Origin of the sequence: Rhodococcus globerulus (assembly GCF_019334125.1) — a bacterium.
In the GTDB taxonomy this organism is placed as follows: domain Bacteria; phylum Actinomycetota; class Actinomycetes; order Mycobacteriales; family Mycobacteriaceae; genus Rhodococcus_F; species Rhodococcus_F globerula.
Map to the genome: position 1 here is coordinate 5,243,942 of NZ_CP079698.1, position 19,738 is coordinate 5,263,679.

Here is a 19,738-nt window from a genome sequence, read left to right on the forward strand (position 1 = left end):
TCGCTAATTCCGGTGCGGGATTTACCGCGTCGCCGTGATCTTCGTGGCGCTGATCGCGATCTGGTCGGAAAGTAAGTCTGGCTACTCGGCTAACCTCATCACGGGGACCAGCCCCGCTCAGAAACGATGTGGTTTTCGTCGAACAACAGCGGAGTCGTCGACGACCTTCTGGGACCCTTCCTGGAAGTGCCTTTTCTGAGATGGTGGACTTGTTGTGCTGGGAAGCAGTATGAATAGGTGGTTTCATTGACAACCACCTATTCATACTAACCAAGGACGGTGAGTAGATAAGCAAACCAGCACAACATCATATGTCGACGCGCCGGTTGTTTCGCGAGCGGAGATTCAACTATCGGTTGCCCGAACGACCGCAGCGGGTATTAATTGCAGTTGGCTGAGATCGGATTACTGGTTTGGACGGCTGAGTCGGTAGTGAAGCTAGGGCTATCACACCTGGGCTGCGGCCTCCTGTGATTTCCGGCTAAAGCGTCCCTCGGACTGATGGGCGCGGTATCCAGACCGCGTTCTGCCCTGGCCCGTTGTACCTCAGCTAACGCGCCGCTGTCGAAATATGTGCGAGCCGCTCGGGAAAACGCTGACGACGACCACTCAACACATCGGGGTGCGACCTCCGATGAACCGGAACTCCGGTCTCGAGGAGATCAACGATTATCGCTTTGGGGGAGGAGTTTCATTCGCATTCAACTCTAGATCTGCGTTTCGTGCGGTGGCAGTCCTGGTGCCGAGAGCTTCTCCGGTCCAGCGATCGTAGGGGTGTGGTTGCGGATCGTTCCGGATTCGTCGGACGGTGAACTTCCAGTCGCCTTCGAGTCGACGGAACTCGTCGAAGTACTTCCCGGACGCGAAAATGTGAGCAGGTCGTTCGTTAGTCACCGCGGGAAACACGGTGGATGTCGCTCGGACTGCAAGGTAGTCGCACGTTGCACGGGCTTCGTCGCCTGCACCTTCGACAAGTATGTTGTAAGTCATATGCCGTACGCTCCATCCCGCATCCGCCGAAGCTCGAAAGCTGTGGACGATGTCTGCGAGTTCGCCTCGGCCTCGGCGTGGGGTAGGTAGGGGTCCACCGGGTGGCCCGAAGGGCTCAAAGACCGCGTCCTCGGAGAAACAGTCGCTGAAGGTGTCGATGTCGAAGCTGTCGAGAGCGGCGCTGTACAGGGCTATTAGCTGCCTGATCTGGTCGCGGTCGTCGGCGGTGAGGGTGTTCTGAGAGAGTGCGATTGTGTTCATTCAATTACGACCTTTTCGGCGAAGACGTCTTTGAGGATTGTGGTGTCCAGAATTTGGTTCGGGTCGGGCAGTTCGGAGTAGCCTCCAAGTCGTAGCGCTTCCCACATCTGACCGGTGAAGAGGTCGGGGTCGATTCGCATGAGCCCATTTGCGACGGTGTAGTCGGACTGTGCCAGGTCGACGCCGAGTTCGTTGGAGCGGTTCGTCGAGGTTGAATCGAGGCCCAGACTTTTGCCGTACTGGTCCACTGTTAACTGTGCCCCATACTGTGGATCGCTGACGTTGTCTTGCCAGCCTTTGACCGTTGCGCGCATAAATCGCACGATCTTGTCTCTTTGGTTTCGTATCGAATCGCTTTTAGCGAACACGATATCGGCGTAGGCAGGTAGGCCCATATCTGCGAAGGTAGTCACTTCGTAGCCTGAGCCGCGTTGGAGACCGAACTTTTGCTCTAACACAACTGGCTGGTTAGTTACGAAACAAGTCAGACAGTCACCTTCGCCTTTTGCTAGCGGTTCCGGATCTACGCCGCTCGCGACCAGCTGATAGTCCGAGCTCACATTATTGACTCGGCACACTGCGTCGAGGGTTGGACGCATATTCACCTGGGTAAGTATGCGCGACTTTGACATCGCTTCAGCCGATGTAATTGGATTTTTTGCCAGCGAGAGCAAACCGATGGGTGAACGCTGGAAATCCGCTGCAAAAGCTACGAGGTCGTTACCTTGAGTGATCGATGTGGTCAGGTTCCCGAGGGATGCCTGCACGCCGATATCGGCGCGGCCTGCGGCGACTAAGGCCTCTGGAGATGGTGAGCTGGGGCCACCTGGAATGAATTCGACATCGAGACCTTCAGTTGCATAGTAACCCTTTGCGTCTGCGATGTAATAGCCCGCGAACTGTGCATTGAGGAAGTACCCGAACGCGACGCGAACGGTGTCGCCGCTCAAGGCGGAGTTGGACGCTCGCGTTCCCCCTGGCGCGCACGCAGCCAATGCGAGACTGACACTTCCCAGTCCAATCCCTGCAAGAATGGAGCGCCGGTTCACTAGGGCGTCGGTCATTTGGTCGACCACGGTGTCTCCTGCAAGGTGATATTCGTGGACTTGGGCGTCGAGACGGTATCGACATTGAAAAATGGCGGGTTGTCCGGTTTGCCTGCCATGGCGAAGAGGACTACCGCACCGTCCGGCGACAGATACTGAAGGTGGCTCCCGGCTGAAATTCCGAATGCAGTTCCGGCATTAAGAGTGACCGAGTCGTCGTTTTTCAGGTCGATGAGCGTAAGAGTTCCTGAAATGAGATATTTAACTTCGTCGCGTTTGCTCTCACTCGGGGTGAGGGGCGCCCCAGACGGAGTGTGGACAACGAATACGCCGCCGAAAAGTGGTAGTGAGGATCCCTCTTCGCTTTCAAAGAATCTCATATTGAGATTGCTGTCAGATGATCCGTAAGACCATTTCTCGAATATTGCCGAATCAATCGGTGTAACTGTTACTGTCATTGCATTTCTCCGAGGTTCCGTGAGTGCGGGTATTTAACAAGTTGAATGGTCTAAAGTTCGGACCACGAGGGGCTACTGAGAGGACGTCCGGTGAGGCCTTCGTCTCCGAAAGGTGCGTTGTCGTGGGGCTCTCCAGGGGCAGTTGCTGTCCACAGCACCGTTGCGCCTGTCTCCGAAGCATAAGAGACGGAATCACCGCGACGGGCGGTGAATGACTCACCAGGATTGAGCGTCCATGTACGGTTGGTGTCAATTTCCCGAATGACCAAAGTTCCTTGAATGACTACTTTCAGTTCGTCTCCGTTGATATTCGAAGCGACAAGGCACTCGCCCGGGGCCGTACAGACGGTGAAGATTCCGCCGAACACTGAGTAGGTGTCCGAAGAGAAGTGGAACAGCTTTGCGACATCGGTGTCACTGTTTCCGTATCTCCATCGCGCCATGTCGTCGGTCGAACGGGAGAGAATGGTAACGGTCATTTTGGTACTCTCATTTCTTTTTAATGGCTGGTGTCATGGTTTTCACAGGATGAGTGAAGAGATCGTGGAGGAGTCGCTGACCTCGGTCACGAGTGCGCGGACCCGTTCGAGTTCTTCTTTTGCGTGCTCCGGTGACGTCCAATCGAGCATGACGATGAGTTCGTCGAAGCCGAGTTCGTATGCGCGTCGCACCGTCGCAATGTTCACATCGCCAGAGGCGCCGATCGAGAGGAGACGTTCGAACCCGTGTCTCGTCGGTGCCTCTGGATCAAGCGCCGACCACGCTGTCCGAGACACAGTGGCCAATTGCTCTGGCCGGGCCAACGCGATCCAACCGTCGCCACGTGCCAGGGCACGTCGCTGTGCCGCGTTCGACATGCCCCCGATAAGGACTGGAATTGTTCCCGCCACCGGTCGGGGATAGCAACGCAACCCTTCGGGAAGATCGAAGACTGCTCCAGACAAGGCAGGGACGTCGCCTTGCCAACAGGCGCGAAGCACGTCGATGGCCTCGTTGAGGCGACGACCTCGGTCCTCGAAAGTCCAACCGAGCGCTTCGATTTCGCTGGTCTGCCAACCTGCTCCAACCCCCAGCCGGAGGCGCCCTCCCGAGAGGAAGTCCACAGTTGCCGCAATCTTGGCTGCCAAGACAGGGTGCCGTTGGGTCAGCACCAGGACATTTGTTCCAATGGTTGCCCGTGTGGTGCAGACGGCAACTGCCGCCAGCGTTGTGAGCGGCTCCAGCCATTGGGAGTTCAGACTCCAGCGGGCGATGCCCTCCGCGTCATAGGGGTATCGCGACTTGTCTGTCGCGGACAGCACTACGTGGTCGCCGATCCAGAGAGAATCGGCCCCCAACGTCTCTGCTTCACTCATTGTCTGCGCGAGGAATAGTGCGTCCCCGGCAGACGCCACGTTTGGGATGTTGCATCCGAACCGCACCCTGGTGCTCCTTGCTTTCGATAGCTGGTCTGTTGTTTGCCGTTGTGTGTTCTGGTGATCTACGTGGTGCGATTCCGTCCCCATGCTTCGAGGTGCTTCGAGAGTGAGAACGCGGCTATCGATATCCCCGTCGCAACTACCGCCAGTGACCATCCTTTGAGGACTTCCCCGTAGGCGATGGCGAGACCGAACGAGACCCCCAAACCGTCTTGGCCGATCAGGTACTCAGCGAGCATCGTGGCAACGATGGCCATGGGAGCTGTAGTTCGTGTCGCGGCGAGGATCGAGATCACCGCTTCGGGTAGCAATAGGCGGGTCATCAAGGTTCGCCGCCGTGCGCCTAACGTATCGAACAGATCGTGTGTCATCCCGCGGGGTTGCTGGAACGCAGCCAGCGTGAAGACGAAGACGGGAACCGTCGTGACAATTGCGCAGGCGACAATTACCGCGGGTCCACCATAGCCAGCTATCCGCGCAACGATTGGGATTAGCGCCACCATAGGTACAGACCTTGCGACAAATGTTGCGGGAGCGATCGCGCCAGCGGTCACTCGCGACCACCATGCACCCACCGCGAGAAGTAATCCCACCGCGGTACCGATGAGCAGTCCGGAAATGGCGCGGAACACAGTCGGAGATGCGAACTCAATTAGCTCCCAAGGGTGGCGGACGATGTACTCGAGTACATTCAGTGGTGACGGCGCAATGACGCCGACAAAGTTGTTGACTATCAGCCACATCCACCAAAGACCGATCAGGAAACTGACAAGCCAATATCGGTCTAAGAGTCGAAGGATACTATGCCAGAACCACTTCCGGAGTTCTGTGATTCGATCCCCCCGGGTTCTGATTGCGTCGGGCCTTACTTGAATCACGTCATCCGCCTTACAATTACGAAGCGGGCAAGACTGAGGACAATTTGCGCTGCGGAGACAAGCAGCGTGCACGTCAGTGCTGCCGCCCAAAGCAATTCGATCTGGACATTTTGCGCAGCATTTATGATGACGACACCTAGCCCTGCGTAGGCGCCAAACCATTCCCCGGTGAGGGCGCCCATGACAGCGGCAGCAACTGCCAATGCCAATCCGTCCAGTACTAGGGTGAGCGAAGAGGGGAGTCGCACCTCGATAAAGGCCTTGAATTGAGTCGCTCCGAACACCTCCACCATGTCCATGTGCTCTGGGCGGGCGCTTCGAAGCCCCGAACCCACGGCGATGAAGACAGCAAAACCGGCACCGACAGCTGCCGTAATACAGGGGGCGAGCCCCGGGCCAACCGTGATGGCTAGCAGCGGACCCAGGACTACGATCGGAACGGCATTAGCGAGGGCGGCGAAACGCTCAGTACCGTTATCGAGCTTCGGCACCAAGACCGATAGCGCGGCCAGGGTCAGTCCGATCATTCCCCCCATCAATAGACCGACGCCTGCCTCAATTATGGTGGTTCGGGTTGCGGACGTTAGCAGCGCGAAGACTTCAGGCCTAAAAGCCTCCGTCGCAACGGATGTTAGGGAAGGCCATGCTGAGCCCACCAGCTGTAATCGCCCAACGACTTCCAAAACTGCAAGGGTGAGAATCGCTCCCGACATCAGCCGAAAGTTTCGGGATGTTGAGTTTCTCAATCGAAAACTCCTTCCTCGAGCTGACGTGTCAACCGTCCGACCTTCGTGATGAATTCGCTTGTGTCAGTGAGCTCTCGCGTTCGAGGCCGTTCGAACTCACTGTGCTCCTTGTGTACGACCCGGCCAGGTCGCGTGCCCATGACTATTACGTGATCGGCAAGAAACACTGCCTCGTCGATGTCGTGGGTAACAAGCACAGTAGTGGTCTTCTCAGTCTCCAAAATGCTTGCCAGTTCTACGTTTAGCCGCCGGCGGGTGGGCACGTCCAGGGCTCCAAAGGGCTCATCGAGGAGTAGGACATCTGGCTGTAGGACGAGACTGCGCGCTATAGAAACCCTCTGCCGCATTCCGCCGGATAGCTGTTTTGGACGTGCGTCACCGAATCGGTTGAGCCCGACAAGGTCAATTAGGTGATCGACCCGCGCTGAGTCGATACGCTGACCTGAGATTCTGTATGGCAGTTCGATGTTCCGCCGTACACTGCTCCATGGCAATAGCGCGTGATCTTGGAAGGCGACGCCTAACCGGTGTTGTCGCGCTAATGCGGCCGGAGTGTCGCCCCCTATCGTGACTGTTCCTGAGGAGGGCTCGTCTAAACCGGCAATCATCCTGAGAATTGTGGATTTCCCGCATCCTGACGGACCCACAATGGCGAGAAATTGGCCTGCGTCGACGTCAAGACTCACATCCGTGAGCGCAGCCGTAGTTGAGCGCCGCGAAGTAACGAACTCCCTGCTGACAGCATGTAAAGAAATCGCTACTTCACGGTGCTGCGCGATGGAGCCCACGTTGGAGCTGTACGAGATTGTAGTCATGCCTGGCAACCTTCGATTCGGGTCCGACATGCGAAGGCATGCAGAGACGATGAGGGAGATATGCGATGTGAGGAAGAGCGACGAGTATCGGAGCAATCGTCAGCCAGCACGGAGAAGAAGCACCTGCAAACACAGAAGCAAAGCTGCGCAGTGCGTCTTCGAGAGGTAGGGCCGTAGTGGGCCGGCAATAGTTCAAATGAAGACCGGCAATAGTTCAATGAAGATACGCAACTGAGAACTGGTCATGTAGCTGAACGGCCCTGCAGATCAGTTGACTGGATTGACGCGACTCAGCCGCCGCCGCCGCCGCCGGCGATAAATTCGGAGGGCGCGAGGCGGCAAAGTTGGGCCACGGGAAGTCGGTTGCGACGAACGTGATTCCAGAACATCGGACTGACTCCTCCCGTGACTAACGAACACTTGCCCGTCTGTTCTTGAAGTTAACAAGCGCTTTGTTGCAAAATCGTTTCGGGGGAGTCAAATCTATGTCAGGCCAGACAGTCCGGGTGGCCGATGGTGACGCGTAGGGAGATCGGATGCTCCTACTGAACGCCAGCCGCTACTGCGGAATTGTGCCGGGTGTGCGAGATGCGCAGACCGTGCCCAGTCGCCGGTTTGGGCGCCTTTCCCCTCATCGATGTCGAGCTTGCGGTAACGAGGTGAGGGGTGCTCTTCCGGAGCGGCGGTGAAAGACTGAGCACCCAGCCGGTCTCTGCATATTTGAACTCGGCGACCCCGGTAGTCTTGACAGTTTGAAAGAGCAGATTTCGTAGTGCCCGTCTTCGCGATCACGCATTTGGGGATGGAGGAAATCAAAGGTGTTGCGATTGAACATCTTCCAAGTGACTTCCATGTCGGTGGCTTCGCAGTTCAACATCATCCCGTGCGGATCTACTCGGAACCAGTTCGGCAAGCATGGCCACGAAACGGAAGCCCGCCATTGCTAGACGATGTAGCATTGCGGCATCCGGTAACGATGCTGGCGCATCGGCGAAAACGGCGTCAGCACCTGTCCGGGACGTGAGAAATGTTGGGTTGTGCATCGATGGCTGCAATCAGGCGGAGACGTTGTCTGATCATCCGCTGATATTCCAGTGGTGGAGCCCCCCGCTGTATCGACGGAAACCATGGTCGGCACGCCATTGGATACGCTGACAAGGAGATCCGACGGTGAGGATGTTCGTAGTCCCTGATCGCCGTGCTACTCGGTCTGACTGTCGCCCTGCCGGCGGTCGGGGACCCAGTTCGCTGGTCGGGTGGACATGACTTCATAGGGCTTTATGATGTCTCGTCAGTGTTCTGTCGGCCTCCCGACCGGCGTCGACTTATCCGATCGGCACGGAATGCGCGACATCATGACAGTACTCACGAAGGAAGAAGCCCGGATTATCGGTGGTGCCGCCACTCATGCCTGCACCCTTCGCGGCGTGGCGATCAACCCTCTTGGTCGGGCACTCGGTGATTGCGAGTTCCCCACGACTCCTGCCGGTTCCGCGCTGCTCTGGAATTTCTGGGAGCTTTCGGTGTCGTGTCCTGCTTGGGTATCGAGGGCACCAGTTCCTCCGGTGCTGGGCTGACGAGCGCAGCACGCAGTGCCAGGATCACGGTTCGTGAAATCATCCGCCCCGGGTGGTCGGTTCGTCGCCTCCAGAGCAAGCACGATTCGATCGACGCATTGCAGGCTGCGCGGGCAGTGTTGTGAGATTGTGCTGAAGTTAGTCCAAGGACGAGGGATCGAGGTCCTGCATGCATTACACAATGCAAGTAAGTCGGCGGTAAAGCCCGCACTGCGGCAATGAACCAGATTCATCAGATGCTCGTCACCTCACCTGTAGATGGCTCTCTGTTAGACCTGCATCGACCACGGGTTGCCAAGGCGACTACCGTTCGCGAAATCCATGACCCCGGAGTTTCTTGTTACACGGCCAGCAAAACGCGGTTTGTGCGTGTTTGCCGGATTGTCGGGTCGAGGGTGAGACGCCGGCAAGAGTCGCCAGAGCGTCATAAGTCGGGAAGCGATTGCGGCAATCCCCGATCTCCGCAAGAAGGTTTGCAGCCCTGACTATTTCGGACCGTGCGATAGCATGCGAAGATCTTCTGATCGGGATGTGCGTCGAAGAGTGTTCGGATCGGTGGCTCGATCCGGCGATTTCCGCGGTCAGCGTTTCGATGGTGGTTGACCAAACTTGTCGTGATCTGACCGCGAGCCTCTGCTTCGGCTGGAGAAGGGGCAGGGCGCCGCGCTGTCGACGTGCCGGTACAGCGTCTGCGCGGCGATGCTGCCGGTGTAACCGACCGATCTGAGCCACCGAACACAGCGAGTCCGGCATCGATCAGGACCTTCCGCGACCGGCCCGTCGCCGCGCTCGACCGCTATTGTGTGCACCCTGGCCTTGCGGAACTTCAGTCACCATCACGCGCAGCGCATGTTGTCGTGCGTGACATCGAATCGCTCTTTCACCTTGCCGTCGCTCTCTGAGGTTCACGCTGCGTGAAGTTCAGCGGCACAGTCGATCCCATCTATGACACCTGATTCCTGGACATTCACCTTCTCCGCTTCGCCTTCGATGCTTCGCCAGGTGGGCGCTGGTGTTGGTCGCTCAGTGCACGGCGCTGATGAACGCACGGCGCTGTCGTCAGTTTCAACGCCGGGCCGCTGGGTTCTGCGGTGCTCCTATTGGCTCCCGATGGGCAAGCATTCACAGCAGTGCCCCATCGGCTGCCGGGTTCAGCACTAATCACCCTTTCAAAAGGCGGTCGGTACAACCATGGTTGTTCAGTGAGCTTCATTAGCGGAACGTCAGGAAGGTTGGGAAGGTAGCAAGTTAGCGGCGTTCTGGTCATACGAGACGACTGACGCACTGGCAGCGTCATCGTCTCGCCGGGTGCATTCTCTGGGAACTGCTGCCCATAGCGGTCGGCTGTCTACTTCGTCGATCGGATCATGTAGCTGAAGGTGAGTGTGTATCGAATTGTCGCGAGGTGCTCAACTTGGCGCGATAGCGAATTGATGAAAAGCGCACGTAGTCAACATGTTTGCTGCACCTCGCGGGAGCGGGCGAAAAACACCAGCTGTTCAGCCATGGACATCATCGAGTTCAGCACTGCCGGGTCCGCGACCTCACCCGCCTCGAACAAGGATCTGTCGGATGTGTTGAGCGCGATTCCGAGAGGAGTCGGCCATCCTCGCAGCGCATGCGTGATTTGCCTGAGAGTCGACAGTGTGCTCACCGCGCCTTGCCACCCGAATGCGGTTGCTATGCATCCGACGGGAAGTCCGTCGAAGTAGGTTCGGTCGTCTTCTCTAAGTTCCTCGGTGTAGTCGAGCGCATTCTTTACCAGTCCGGAAACTGATCCGTGGTACCCCGGCGATCCGATCACGACTGCGTCTGCTTTCCGAAATGCGTCGACGAGTCGAGCAGAGGAGGGTGAGTGCTCAGCGCCGGGTTCATAGGGTGGTAAGGCGAGTTCGGGGCCTGCGAACATCTCGGTGGTGCAACCGAGTTCCGCAGTCTTTGCGAGGATTCCGCGTGTCACCACTTCTGTGGATGAACCGCGCCTCGTTGATCCGCCGATTCCGACTATATGTAGTTGGTTCATGTCAGTCCGTTCTTCGGATGTGGTGTGCGGGTAGAACCTGTTAATCGCAGCGGGTTCTTGTAGGTCTCCTTCATCGGCGTGACGGATGCGGGGCAGAGAGTCGCTGCCGGAACTCCGAGAAGTGCTGGCGCGAAGTCGATCTGTTACCGCGGTGTCGCAACGCACTTCGTGGGCGAAACGGCGGTCCTCGTCTAGAAATTTGATGTCGTTGATTTCGGCGGATTTCTTTGAGTGCGATTAACGTCAATCTGCAAGTGGAACGGCGGGCCGATCGAAAGCGATGTACCAGGGTCATCCGCACCCCATCTCCGCTTCGAGTCTCAATCAAGTTCGAGTTAAATATATTGTCCTGCAATTACTTCCAATATGGTGTACCTGTCCGGATTTGCCGGTGTCGCTGCTCGAACCGTTCTGACTTTCGGATGTTGCGGCTCCGCCGTTTCGCCTACTGGTTGGAATCCGCGCTGTTGACTTCAGTTCGAGAAATCAATGCCGATCCGGCGGAATGTGCGTGTGCGGCCCGCCATCGTTTCACCCGGCGGTTATCCAACCCGGACGGTAGTCAAAATGTTGTATCCGCCATTCGTTGTCTGCCAGGGTGAGTTCGAGCCGGTAATGGGCTCCGTAGATGCGACGTCCATCCTCGTTGTGGTCTTGTTGAGGTATTACCCGTCCAACGATCATCGTGGCTCGGGATCCGTCTCCATGGATGGTGATTGCCAACGGGTGGCCGAAATGCTGCATGTACGGCCAATGTCGTCGGAATGCTTTTTGTTGGCCGATGATGTCGCGGCGTCCGTCGCGGTGACCCATCGGCGTGAATTCTCCGGAAGCGTCCGAGGAATACGCTGTGATCAAGAGGCTGATGTCTCCTTGATCGATGGCCCACGCGTAGCGAGTGAATGCGTCGGCGACACGCTGCTCTGGGGTGAGGTCGGTCAAGACCGGAACATTCCGGATCCACGGCGAATCGATTTCGCTGACGATTACCGGAGTCTCGTCGCCGACTTGCCATCCCACTGCTGCTGGCAGGTGCCAGCTGTCAACTTGCGCGAGATTGCCTTCGGTGAAGGTCACTTCGAGGCGTAGGTCGTCGAAGACCCATCGGTCGTCGCTGTGGCGCAATTCGCCGAGCAGGACTGCACCGAACACTGCGGCACTTTCTGTCTCGTCATTGGCGAGCACGCCATAGAGGTAGGCGGTTAATGTCGCTCGTGCGTCATTTCCGGCCACGTATGTGTTCGTCGAAACCAGCCGCGGCGGATTTGCGCGGGAGAAGTCTGACCGCAGGTGAGCAGCAATCTCGGAGGCACCGGACAAGGCTCCATGGGTGTTGCTGTGAAATGTCGCGTCCAACGTGAAGACGTCGGCCAGCTTGTCGTGGTCGTCCGAGCGCCAGTCCCGGGTGAACGTGTCAAGCGTCTTCAGCACTCCGTTCCTGATCGATGTGGTCATCGTTTCTCCTGTGCAGATCATTCGAGAGGTCTTCCGAGTGGGCGAAAGGCGCTGGAAGGGTTGAGATTTGGTTGAGTTTGGACGTAGCGTTAGACCCTTGCGGTGCCTCGAACTGTCATAGTCAGTTCGTAGGGTGTGGAAGTTCGAGGTCGTTGTTGCCTGGCAGTCCTCCACCGACCGCCGGCTCCGGCCATGTGACGTCCAGGCGGGTGCGGCTGATGCGCCACCCGTCGTTCTCGATGCGGTACTCGTCGGCGTAGGTTCCCAGCAGGATCCATCGGTCCTTCGAGGGATCGGTCTGCAGGTCGATCAGGTACGAGCGCCCCTCAGCGATAGTGGGCCCGGTGAATTCGACCCAGTGGTTCGTGATCGCGTGATGGAACGGGTAAATGCCGTCACCGGTCTGGTCGTACGCCGCGTACGCCTCCTTAAGTCCGGCGATGACGTTTTCCAGTCCTTCCCATTGGCCTCGGCCCGCGTCCACGATCGCGTCCGAGGTAAACACTTCGTCGAGTCGGTCGATGTTATTGCTGTCGAGTAGATGGGCGTATTTGATGCGGAGAGTACGGATTTCTTCCGTGGCGAGCAGGCGGTCGAGGGGGTTCATGAGGTTCCTATCGGTGGACGGGGGATGGGTTGATATCTGTAGCCGGCATCTGATGAAAGTGCGTTATCGAGACGGGTGTGGGCAGTGCCGCGTCCCAGCTGTCCTCGAATTGCCACCTTGATACTCGCGGTTCGCAATTCTGTTCCTGCACAGTGATTGTGGCGGTGTACGACGAGGCTGGTGCCGGCGCGGGTGCCCAGGCCTGGATTACCGCGTCGCTGGGAAATCCCAGCGCCTCTGCGGCGCCCGGATTGAGGTCCGGTGCGCTGAGCAGGGTGTAGAGATATGCCTGTGCTCGATGGGCAGCCCACGAAGCCTGATAGTTCGGTTCGGTGTTGGGTAGCACAGGCGTTTTGTCGAGTGCAGCGAACCGCGCAGTGCCGCCGTGGAACGTCACCGTTGTGGTGTACCTGATGATCGATCCGACCGGCGGGAGGTCCTCCCGGGGCGCTTGGTATGCGACGACGAAAGAGAGTGAGCCGCCATCGGGTCCACCGTCGGTCCATACGGAATGCAGGATGTGGTGTGAACTCGTCGGGTCGGGGACGGCAGCGAACCATGCCCTGAGCTCATCTCGATCTCGTGCGAACACAACCGTCCCATCGCGGCCCGACAGGGTAACCGACGGGTCGAACATCTCGAGGTGCTCGAGGGTTTCTCCCCATTCGGTCTCCAGGAACCCGAACCAGCGATGTGCTAGAGCCAGGGCTGCGTACCGACGGGATGCAATCGTGGTTTTCATCGAGGCGTCACGTCCTCGAGCAAAGTATCGCCGTCGATGACGTTGACAACGTGACCCACCGCTCGATCGGTTGTCGCGAGAAGAGCGAGGAGCGCTGCGGTGTTGGCGCGGCTGGTTGTCCCCTCATATACGTTCTCGCCGATCGTTACCCGTCCTGTTGCCGGATTGTCGTTCAAGAGGCCAGGACGCACAATGGTCCACCGCAGAGTGCTCGCCCGGAGTGCTTCGTCGGCAGCATGTTTCGCCTGTTGATACGCCACCATGTCAGGACTGGTACCCGGGGCGGATGGTTCGTCGGCTCCGAGGTACGAAACCTGGACGAAGCGCACGATATCGGCGAGCGCCGAGGCCTCCATTGCGAGAAGTGCACCGGCGCGATCGAGTGAGTCTTTGCGCTGCGGACCTGAACCGGCGCCTGACCCGGCCGTGAATATCGCGCTGTCAGCGCCGCGGATTGCTTCGGCAACATCGCTCGGCGTCGCACGTTCGAGGTCGAGAATAATTGCCGTCCCGCCATCGTCTTCAACGTCGTTGCGGTGGTCAGGATTTCGAATGGCAGCAAGGACAGTGTGGCCCGCGCTCGCCAGTGCGCGGGTTGTGAGACGCCCCACCTGTCCGTGTGCTCCGAAGATTGCGATGGTGCTCATGCTGCCTCTTTCGTCGGCTGATCGGTTTCGAGCTCGCGGGCCAGTCGCGCGAGGACTGCGGTTCGATTGCGCTCGTCGGGTACCATCGGATTGATCATCACCTCGTCCGTTCCGTAAGCGTCGGCAAGTTGACGGAGTTGTTCGACCACTCGCGTAGGCGTTCCGGAGATCAGCCGGCCGGCGTTCCGCTCACGAGTGGTTAGTTCGCTGTTGGTCCAGCGGTGTTCGCGGGTGGTCGCGATGGAGGGGATTCTGTCGAATGGTGTTGGACTCTCCGCGTGGGCGAGCCAAAGGTGGAATGCATCGGCAAGTTCAACCGCATCCTGCTCGGTATCGCCCACGGCTACGAACACCGCGACGATCACGGACGGTTGCGCGAGAAATGTGCTGGGTACGAAGGATTCGCGGTACTGTTTCGCGGCCGCCGCACCACGGCCTGACGGGTTGATGAAGTGCGCAAACGTGAAACCCAGGCCATACATACCGGCGAGGGCGGCGGTTGAACCGCTGGCCGCGAGCACCCATGGGACGGGTACGGTGGGCGCTGCCGGCGACGCTGTGAGACCCGTGTAGCCCGACGCTTCCGCGTGCCGACCCGTGAGGAACCCGACGAGGTCCTCCACCTTCGATGGATAGGGGAGCACGCCTGTTTTCTCGTCGTTGAGCGCTGCCGTCACCAGTCGGTCGGCTCCGGATGCGCGACCGAAGCCGAGATCGATCCGCCCGGGGTTCAACGCCTCGAGGGAACGGTAGTTTTCGGCAACCTTCATGCTGCTGTAGTGCGGGAGCATGACCCCGCCGGAACCGATCCGAATGGTTTTCGTGTGTGCAGCGATGTGCGACATGATTACCTCGGGACTCACACTCGCAAGTGCTTCAATTCCGTGGTGTTCGGATACCCAGAAGCGTGAGAAACCCAAACGTTCCGCCTCTTGAGCCAGGCGTGTCGATGAAGCGAGAGCCTCGCTGGCGGTGAGGTTTTCGTCGATTGGCGAGTAGTCGAGTACTCCTAGTCGCATGTGCTTGCTCCTTCTGCTGTGTTCTGACAATCAGAAGGCTAAAGCTTCACACCTATGTGAAGGTCAAGTCGAAGCGTGATCGGACCCGGATGTCGACTTCGCTTGCTCTAGATACCGTCGAATTGCCTCGGCTTGCTCAGTGAGCGTCGCCACCCGTTCCTCGATCGTGCTGAGCTCTTGGGCCAGGTTCGCGGCCATCTCCGGGTCGGACATTGCTCGCAACGTCTCGCCCTCCCCGGTGAAGCAGGGCAACAAGCGTCGTATGGCGCTTGTACTCAGACCGGCCTCCAGAAGTGCACGGATCTGAAGGACTCGTTTCACACTCAGTTCGTCGAAGTCGCGATAACCATTGGCCAGGCGATTCGGGTGGATGAGGTCTTGCTCCTGGTAGTACCGCAAGAGTCGGGTGGAGACACCCGTTCGTTGTGCAAGGTCGCCGATCTGCATGTCCTGATTCAACCCAAACCATGACATGCATGGCAAGGAGCGCGCCGTCGAGTCCAGGTCCGCTCCGGCAAACGATTCCACCAATTGACGTTGATGCCGAGTTCAGGGAATTTCTGCGTAGCCTCCGTGTATCGTCGGGATGCGCTGTCAGGTGAGAGGCGTTGGTGCGGGACTCTCACTGCAAGGCCCTTGAAGTGCATGGCCTTATCGCCAGCCTCAATGCCGGGTTCGCCGGGCCCTGCGATACTCGTCTCAGCCCTCGAAGGGTGAGGATCTGCGGCAGTGATTCAACGGCTACTGGGTTGCGCACCAACCACATTCCCTGAAATGGTGCCTGTGGAGGCATGGTCGTTCAGCGAGTATCCACTTGGAGCTGAGATTCACGATCAGTACACGCTGCACATGCCGTCGCTCGTGACCTCGTTCACGAGCGACTCCTGAACGAGCTCGGTCTTGACGGCGTGGTTGCGTTCAATCATGGACTTGTCCCTGTGGCAACTCGCGGTAGGTGAACTCAACAGCGATTGATGGGTGTACACCCTTCGTGGGGCAGATAACAATAGACTGGTGGTCTGATATTCTGGCCGGATGGTGGCGACTCACGGATTTCAGCGCGCGCGCAAACCGGAGCAGATCGAGGCTCGGCGATGCGCCATTCTCGACACCGCCCGCGCACTACTCGGATCCAGGTCCGTTGCAGACATCAGTTTGCGTGAACTCAGTGAAACCGTCGGACTGGCAAAGTCGAATGTGCTGCGGTACTTCGACAGTCGTGAGGCCATCTTCCTGGAAGTCTTGGACGAGAACTGGGTGGCGTGGCTCGGCGGTTTGGAAGCCTCGGTGATCCCGACCGACGACAGCTCGCCGTTTGCCGCCGAGATCCATCTGGCGTCGACCATCGCGGAATCGCTTGTCCCTCAGCGTTTGCTGTGCGAACTGCTGAGCGTGATGGGGAGTGTTCTGGAGAAGAACATTTCGGAGGACTTCGCCCGCGACTTCAAGAAACGTGCAGCGGTCAACACGACTCGGCTTGCATCACTTGTGCATTCGCAATTGCCTGATCTTGCAGATGAGGACGCGGCACATTTTGCCAAGGCAACTCTGGTGATCGTCGCAGGAATGTGGCCATACGCTGAACCGGCAAAGTCCATGGCTGTTGTTCTCGGTGAGATGCACGCACCACCCGCCGCGGAAATGTTTGCCACGGGGCTCCGGGAAGGTCTGGTCAATCAACTCGTCGGGTTGTCGGCACGGGCGGCAACCCGAACGAGCTGACTGACATCTCAGGAGCTGTGCAAGGTCAGTACGGTGATCTCGCTCGGCGCGAAGACTCGGAACGGTGGGCCCCAGAATCCTGTGCCACGGCTCGTGTACAGCTGGGTGCGTTCGCCGTGACGGCTGAGACCCGACACTGACGGTTGATCGAGTTTGACCAGGAAGTTGAAGGGCCAGATCTGACCGCCATGGGTGTGTCCGGCCAGCTGTAGATCAACTCCGGCAGAAGCGGATTGGGGAACCTGCTTCGGTTGATGGGCGAGCATCAGGATGGGCAGTTCAGGATCGGCTCCTGTCAATGCGTCCTCGAAGTTCGCACCGTGTCCTTCCAGTCGCGACCCCAATGCGGTGGCGTCGTCGACGCCGGCGATCACCAGACTGTCGCCGCCTTTGGTGACAACGATGTGGCGGTTGTGGAGCGAGTCCCAGCCGATCGACGTCATGTAGTCGAGCCACTCCTGTGCTTCATGGAAGTACTCGTGATTGCCGGTCACGTAGACGCGGGCAAGCCTGGCGTCCACCGAACTGAGCGGAGACGTTTGGTTGCGTCGCTGCTCGACTGTTCCGTCGGCGATGTCTCCGACATGGGCCACGATGTCCGCGTCGAGTTCGTTGACGGCGGCAACAACCCGAGACGACCACTTCGCCCGGTTGATCGGACCGAAATGGGTGTCGGTGATTGCGACGACACGAAGCTTGTCCATGCCGGCGCCGAGGCGCGGAATCGTGACGTCCACGTGCTTGATCCGTGGCAATCGCATCGCTTCGCGATAACCCCAGATCAGTAGAGCTGCCGAGATGATCAGTGCCGCAACGGCAACAACGCGTGCGCGAAGTGGGTTCTCCACCCCGCCGACGAGTAGGCCGAGCCGCAAGACCTCGCCGAGCAATGTCCAGACGAACACGACCCAGATGATTCCGAGGAGCGCATCGCCGACCAGTCGAAGTCGATCACGATCGGTGTGTCCGTTGCTCAGCACCATGCTGGCGGGCAGGGCGATCAGGAGGGCAGCAAACACGACGGTGCCGATAATCGTCACGGCGCCCGGCCAGTCCGGTCGAATGACCAAGCTCCACCAGGGATAGGCGAACAGCAATGCCAAGATCGAGGCGACGACCGCGCTGATGGCGACGATCTTCAGTGGCTTGCGGCGCTGGACGTGGGCAGCTTCGGTCGCCGGTGGTGTAGTCACCCCGTCCAGAGTAAAGGTCCAGTGGTCTATTAACAAGGGGACGGCGGTCCGCTATTTGGACGTCGGTACCTTCGGATAGGTTTCGAGGCGTTGGAACTCGACCCGAGACCAGGTGGGTGGCACATGGAAAAATTCGACGTCAAAAAGGCATACAAGGAACTGTATGCACCGAGTCGGCGCGATTTTTCGCTGGTGACCGTGCCGCGTTTCAGTTACTTTGCCGTCGACGGCCACGGTGATCCCAATACCGCCACCGAATACTCCGAGGCGCTCGACGCGCTCTATGCAGTGTCCTATGCCACCAAATTTGCGAGCAAGAAGGAACTGGACCGGGACTACGTGGTTGGCCCGCTCGAAGGATTGTGGCGGGCCGATGACCCCGAGGCGTTCGTAACGCGCGACAAAGCGTCGTGGGACTGGACGATGATGATCTCGCAACCGGAGTGGATCACGTCAGCCGAACTCACTGCCTCGATTGCCGCAGTCGGTGCAAAGAAGAACCTCGCCGCCCTCGACAAGGTGCGGTTCCTCGAACTGGAGGAGGGCCTGTGTGTGCAGATCCTCCACATCGGGTCGTACGACGACGAAGCTCCGACGTTGGATCGCCTGCACAACACCTTCATTCCGGCCAACAATCTGAGTTTCAACGGCGATCATCACGAGATCTACCTCAGTGATGCACGCCGGACGCAGCCCGAGAAGCTCAAGACGGTTCTGCGTCAGCCTGTTTCGAGGCCGTGACGGCGGATTCCGGCATACGCGCGTGGTGCATATCGTGCGCGAAGTGGCAGAAGATGCCAGAAACGATCCGACAACGTCAGGAAGCGCGCGAACCAGACGTAGATGCGCTCATCTCGCGGAGTCCATTCCCATTCGAGGGTCTGACGTGCCTTGTCGGGCATCAGTGCTTTGCAGATCCAGTTCGAGGCAGCAACCGTCGGGCGCGAGATGAGCGTCCACGCCCAACGTGGCACCTTGGGTGGTGGGGCGATTCGGTGTTCGGCGACGCGTGTCGACCACTTGGTGGTGTGGGTATTGATCAACTGATTGTCGAGCATGTCTTCCCAGTACGTGTGAAAGCTCGCGTAGTTGTCGAAAGCCGGCCGATCAGTGAGACCGTAACAGCGCCACCACGTTACAGCTTCGCGGACGAGTTGATCCTTCTGTTCTTCGGTGAATTTCTTGTACGCAAACCGCTCGTTGAAATCGAGGATTACCTCGAAGAACGTAACGTGGGTCCACCAGAAAGTGTCCGGAGCCAGTGCGTGATACCGCCGGCCGGTTTCGTCGGTTCCCTTGAGTTCGGTGTGAAAGTTGCGGACGAGCGTTCCGGTGCCGTGATCGTTCCGGTCGTACACAACTCCGTAAATGGAGGGAAGCGAGCGGAACAGTCGATCGAGAGGGTCGGTGAAGAAGTTCGAATGATCTTGCAGCGCACCGCTGACCGCTGGATGCATGTTCTGAAGAGTTCCGGCGCGCGCGAGGTACAGCAAGCCGCGAATGTCGCCGAAGTGCAACCACGTCAGGGAGCCTGGTCCGATGGGAGCAGCTCGAAGTGTTCGTGGCTCGGGATTACTGACCGACTTCTCGGAAACCGTATCTGCATCATTGGTCATTCGGGTGACCTCTTGCCTCTCGCGCGGACATGACAACGCATGTTGTCATGTTTTGACTTTCGCGTCACCGAGCAGAAATGTCAATCGTTATGCGGAGATCGACGGCACCGAAGTTCAGAGATCGATGCCCCGTAGTTTCTCGAGATCGCGTCGTTCGCGCTTGGTGGGGCGGCCCGCTCCGCGATCGCGCATCGGTATCGACGCCAGCAATTCCGGGGGTGGGGGCGGCGGTGAAATGTCCTTCAAACAATCGTCGACCAGCACTGCGCCAACCCGTTTGGTGATGGGCTTGACCACGACAACGATGCGTTCGACGCCCGAAACGCGTACCCGAACCTCGTCGCCGGCCTTCACCTGCTGAGCAGCCTTTGCCGAAGTTCCGTTCACCCGCACATGGCCGGATCGGCACGACGCCGCAGCCTGGGACCGGGTCTTGAAGAGGCGGACGGCCCACGTCCAACTGTCCACGCGGACACTGATCGCGTCGGGAGGTAGTTGGGCCATGGCTACGACGATACCGGCCGT

The 19,738-nt window shown here is 58.6% G+C and carries 23 protein-coding genes; 3 read left to right on the forward strand and 20 right to left on the reverse strand.

Translation table 11 applies throughout. The features are described 5' to 3' along the window. Window positions 1-669: 669 nt before the first annotated feature. The 8 genes from KYT97_RS23870 to KYT97_RS23905 form a co-directional block, all read right to left on the reverse strand. Window positions 670-1,251 carry a nuclear transport factor 2 family protein gene (locus KYT97_RS23870; protein ID WP_219110817.1) on the reverse strand — a complete coding sequence of 194 codons (582 nt, stop codon included), beginning with the start codon at window positions 1,249-1,251 and terminating at the stop codon, window positions 670-672. Next, complete coding sequence (locus tag KYT97_RS23875; protein WP_219110818.1) at window positions 1,248-2,327, reverse strand: ABC transporter substrate-binding protein; 1,080 nt, start codon at window positions 2,325-2,327, stop codon at window positions 1,248-1,250. The genes KYT97_RS23870 and KYT97_RS23875 overlap by 4 nt, the downstream gene beginning before the upstream one ends. Further along, the gene (locus tag KYT97_RS23880) at window positions 2,312-2,755 is read right to left on the reverse strand and encodes a cupin domain-containing protein (RefSeq protein WP_219110819.1); all 444 of its coding nucleotides are present in this window, start codon (window positions 2,753-2,755) and stop codon (window positions 2,312-2,314) included. The genes KYT97_RS23875 and KYT97_RS23880 overlap by 16 nt, the downstream gene beginning before the upstream one ends. A gap of 50 nt (window positions 2,756-2,805) precedes the next feature. Beyond that, window positions 2,806-3,234: a hypothetical protein gene (locus KYT97_RS23885; RefSeq protein ID WP_219110820.1), complete on the reverse strand. Its 429-nt coding sequence runs from the start codon at window positions 3,232-3,234 to the stop codon at window positions 2,806-2,808. A 42-nt stretch (window positions 3,235-3,276) separates the two neighbouring features. Then, entirely contained in the window at window positions 3,277-4,149 is an 873-nt protein-coding gene (locus KYT97_RS23890) for a TIGR03619 family F420-dependent LLM class oxidoreductase (protein WP_219110821.1), read from the reverse strand. An 86-nt stretch (window positions 4,150-4,235) separates the two neighbouring features. Continuing rightward, window positions 4,236-4,916, reverse strand: a complete 681-nt coding sequence (locus tag KYT97_RS23895) for an ABC transporter permease (RefSeq protein WP_219110822.1) — start codon at window positions 4,914-4,916, stop codon at window positions 4,236-4,238. A 131-nt stretch (window positions 4,917-5,047) separates the two neighbouring features. Continuing rightward, window positions 5,048-5,578, reverse strand: coding sequence for an ABC transporter permease (locus KYT97_RS23900; RefSeq protein ID WP_219110823.1), 531 nt, complete (start codon window positions 5,576-5,578; stop codon window positions 5,048-5,050). Between the two features lie 215 nt (window positions 5,579-5,793). After that, window positions 5,794-6,642: an ABC transporter ATP-binding protein gene (locus KYT97_RS23905; RefSeq protein ID WP_342393896.1), complete on the reverse strand. Its 849-nt coding sequence runs from the start codon at window positions 6,640-6,642 to the stop codon at window positions 5,794-5,796. A gap of 1,325 nt (window positions 6,643-7,967) precedes the next feature. Between KYT97_RS23905 and KYT97_RS23910 the strand changes: the two genes are divergently transcribed. Next, entirely contained in the window at window positions 7,968-8,189 is a 222-nt protein-coding gene (locus tag KYT97_RS23910) for a hypothetical protein (RefSeq protein WP_219110825.1), read from the forward strand. Window positions 8,190-8,492: 303 nt separating this feature from the next. Here KYT97_RS23910 and KYT97_RS23915 read toward each other — a convergent pair whose 3' ends face one another. From KYT97_RS23915 to mftA, 9 genes are all read right to left on the reverse strand, one after another. Continuing rightward, window positions 8,493-8,942 carry a transposase gene (locus KYT97_RS23915; protein ID WP_219110826.1) on the reverse strand — a complete coding sequence of 150 codons (450 nt, stop codon included), beginning with the start codon at window positions 8,940-8,942 and terminating at the stop codon, window positions 8,493-8,495. Between the two features lie 697 nt (window positions 8,943-9,639). Further along, window positions 9,640-10,212: an NADPH-dependent FMN reductase gene (locus KYT97_RS23920; protein ID WP_219110827.1), complete on the reverse strand. Its 573-nt coding sequence runs from the start codon at window positions 10,210-10,212 to the stop codon at window positions 9,640-9,642. Between the two features lie 531 nt (window positions 10,213-10,743). Next, window positions 10,744-11,667: a nuclear transport factor 2 family protein gene (locus tag KYT97_RS23925; RefSeq protein ID WP_219110828.1), complete on the reverse strand. Its 924-nt coding sequence runs from the start codon at window positions 11,665-11,667 to the stop codon at window positions 10,744-10,746. Between the two features lie 121 nt (window positions 11,668-11,788). Continuing rightward, complete coding sequence (locus KYT97_RS23930) at window positions 11,789-12,274, reverse strand: nuclear transport factor 2 family protein (protein ID WP_219110829.1); 486 nt, start codon at window positions 12,272-12,274, stop codon at window positions 11,789-11,791. A 7-nt stretch (window positions 12,275-12,281) separates the two neighbouring features. Then, the gene (locus tag KYT97_RS23935; RefSeq protein ID WP_219110830.1) at window positions 12,282-13,016 is read right to left on the reverse strand and encodes a hypothetical protein; all 735 of its coding nucleotides are present in this window, start codon (window positions 13,014-13,016) and stop codon (window positions 12,282-12,284) included. Continuing rightward, window positions 13,013-13,663: an NAD(P)H-binding protein gene (locus KYT97_RS23940; protein ID WP_219110831.1), complete on the reverse strand. Its 651-nt coding sequence runs from the start codon at window positions 13,661-13,663 to the stop codon at window positions 13,013-13,015. The genes KYT97_RS23935 and KYT97_RS23940 overlap by 4 nt, the downstream gene beginning before the upstream one ends. Further along, the gene (locus tag KYT97_RS23945; RefSeq protein ID WP_219110832.1) at window positions 13,660-14,682 is read right to left on the reverse strand and encodes an LLM class flavin-dependent oxidoreductase; all 1,023 of its coding nucleotides are present in this window, start codon (window positions 14,680-14,682) and stop codon (window positions 13,660-13,662) included. The genes KYT97_RS23940 and KYT97_RS23945 overlap by 4 nt, the downstream gene beginning before the upstream one ends. A 63-nt stretch (window positions 14,683-14,745) precedes the next feature. Then, window positions 14,746-15,129, reverse strand: a complete 384-nt coding sequence (locus KYT97_RS23950) for a MerR family transcriptional regulator (RefSeq protein WP_219110833.1) — start codon at window positions 15,127-15,129, stop codon at window positions 14,746-14,748. Window positions 15,130-15,515: 386 nt separating this feature from the next. Further along, the gene (gene mftA / locus KYT97_RS23955; RefSeq protein ID WP_219110834.1) at window positions 15,516-15,608 is read right to left on the reverse strand and encodes a mycofactocin precursor MftA; all 93 of its coding nucleotides are present in this window, start codon (window positions 15,606-15,608) and stop codon (window positions 15,516-15,518) included. 109 nt (window positions 15,609-15,717) lie between these two features. On the opposite strand from mftA, the gene KYT97_RS23960 reads away from it, so the two are divergent. Next, entirely contained in the window at window positions 15,718-16,404 is a 687-nt protein-coding gene (locus KYT97_RS23960) for a TetR/AcrR family transcriptional regulator (protein WP_219110835.1), read from the forward strand. An 8-nt stretch (window positions 16,405-16,412) separates the two neighbouring features. On the opposite strand, the gene KYT97_RS23965 is transcribed toward KYT97_RS23960, so the two are convergent. Further along, on the reverse strand, window positions 16,413-17,597 hold the full coding sequence (locus KYT97_RS23965; RefSeq protein ID WP_219110836.1) for a metallophosphoesterase: 1,185 nt from the start codon (window positions 17,595-17,597) through the stop codon (window positions 16,413-16,415). Between the two features lie 123 nt (window positions 17,598-17,720). On the opposite strand from KYT97_RS23965, the gene KYT97_RS23970 reads away from it, so the two are divergent. Further along, entirely contained in the window at window positions 17,721-18,338 is a 618-nt protein-coding gene (locus tag KYT97_RS23970; RefSeq protein ID WP_219110837.1) for a GyrI-like domain-containing protein, read from the forward strand. Here KYT97_RS23970 and KYT97_RS23975 read toward each other — a convergent pair. Then, a complete protein-coding gene (locus tag KYT97_RS23975; protein ID WP_219110838.1) occupies window positions 18,317-19,213 on the reverse strand; it encodes an oxygenase MpaB family protein in 897 nt (298 codons plus the stop codon). The two genes, KYT97_RS23970 and KYT97_RS23975, sit on opposite strands and share 22 nt — an antisense overlap. Window positions 19,214-19,327: 114 nt before the next feature. Continuing rightward, complete coding sequence (locus tag KYT97_RS23980; protein WP_033232374.1) at window positions 19,328-19,717, reverse strand: RNA-binding S4 domain-containing protein; 390 nt, start codon at window positions 19,715-19,717, stop codon at window positions 19,328-19,330. Window positions 19,718-19,738 lie beyond the last annotated feature (21 nt).

Excerpts from the sequence above, each read along its gene's own strand:
- KYT97_RS23870 (WP_219110817.1), bottom strand. The coding sequence starts at position 1,251 with ATGAACACAATCGCACTCTCTCAGAACACCCTCACCGCCGACGACCGC.
- KYT97_RS23880 (WP_219110819.1), bottom strand. The coding sequence starts at position 2,755 with ATGACAGTAACAGTTACACCGATTGATTCGGCAATATTCGAGAAATGG.
- KYT97_RS23885 (WP_219110820.1), bottom strand. The coding sequence starts at position 3,234 with ATGACCGTTACCATTCTCTCCCGTTCGACCGACGACATGGCGCGATGG.
- KYT97_RS23895 (WP_219110822.1), bottom strand. The coding sequence starts at position 4,916 with ATGTGGCTGATAGTCAACAACTTTGTCGGCGTCATTGCGCCGTCACCA.
- KYT97_RS23900 (WP_219110823.1), bottom strand. The coding sequence starts at position 5,578 with ATGATCGGACTGACCCTGGCCGCGCTATCGGTCTTGGTGCCGAAGCTC.
- KYT97_RS23905 (WP_342393896.1), bottom strand. The coding sequence starts at position 6,642 with ATGTCGGACCCGAATCGAAGGTTGCCAGGCATGACTACAATCTCGTAC.
- KYT97_RS23910 (WP_219110825.1), top strand. The coding sequence starts at position 7,968 with ATGACAGTACTCACGAAGGAAGAAGCCCGGATTATCGGTGGTGCCGCC.
- KYT97_RS23915 (WP_219110826.1), bottom strand. The coding sequence starts at position 8,942 with ATGCCGGACTCGCTGTGTTCGGTGGCTCAGATCGGTCGGTTACACCGG.
- KYT97_RS23920 (WP_219110827.1), bottom strand. The coding sequence starts at position 10,212 with ATGAACCAACTACATATAGTCGGAATCGGCGGATCAACGAGGCGCGGT.
- KYT97_RS23925 (WP_219110828.1), bottom strand. The coding sequence starts at position 11,667 with ATGACCACATCGATCAGGAACGGAGTGCTGAAGACGCTTGACACGTTC.
- KYT97_RS23930 (WP_219110829.1), bottom strand. The coding sequence starts at position 12,274 with ATGAACCCCCTCGACCGCCTGCTCGCCACGGAAGAAATCCGTACTCTC.
- KYT97_RS23935 (WP_219110830.1), bottom strand. The coding sequence starts at position 13,016 with ATGAAAACCACGATTGCATCCCGTCGGTACGCAGCCCTGGCTCTAGCA.
- KYT97_RS23940 (WP_219110831.1), bottom strand. The coding sequence starts at position 13,663 with ATGAGCACCATCGCAATCTTCGGAGCACACGGACAGGTGGGGCGTCTC.
- KYT97_RS23945 (WP_219110832.1), bottom strand. The coding sequence starts at position 14,682 with ATGCGACTAGGAGTACTCGACTACTCGCCAATCGACGAAAACCTCACC.
- KYT97_RS23950 (WP_219110833.1), bottom strand. The coding sequence starts at position 15,129 with ATGCAGATCGGCGACCTTGCACAACGAACGGGTGTCTCCACCCGACTC.
- mftA (WP_219110834.1), bottom strand. The coding sequence starts at position 15,608 with ATGATTGAACGCAACCACGCCGTCAAGACCGAGCTCGTTCAGGAGTCG.
- KYT97_RS23960 (WP_219110835.1), top strand. The coding sequence starts at position 15,718 with ATGGTGGCGACTCACGGATTTCAGCGCGCGCGCAAACCGGAGCAGATC.
- KYT97_RS23970 (WP_219110837.1), top strand. The coding sequence starts at position 17,721 with ATGGAAAAATTCGACGTCAAAAAGGCATACAAGGAACTGTATGCACCG.
- KYT97_RS23975 (WP_219110838.1), bottom strand. The coding sequence starts at position 19,213 with ATGACCAATGATGCAGATACGGTTTCCGAGAAGTCGGTCAGTAATCCC.
- KYT97_RS23980 (WP_033232374.1), bottom strand. The coding sequence starts at position 19,717 with ATGGCCCAACTACCTCCCGACGCGATCAGTGTCCGCGTGGACAGTTGG.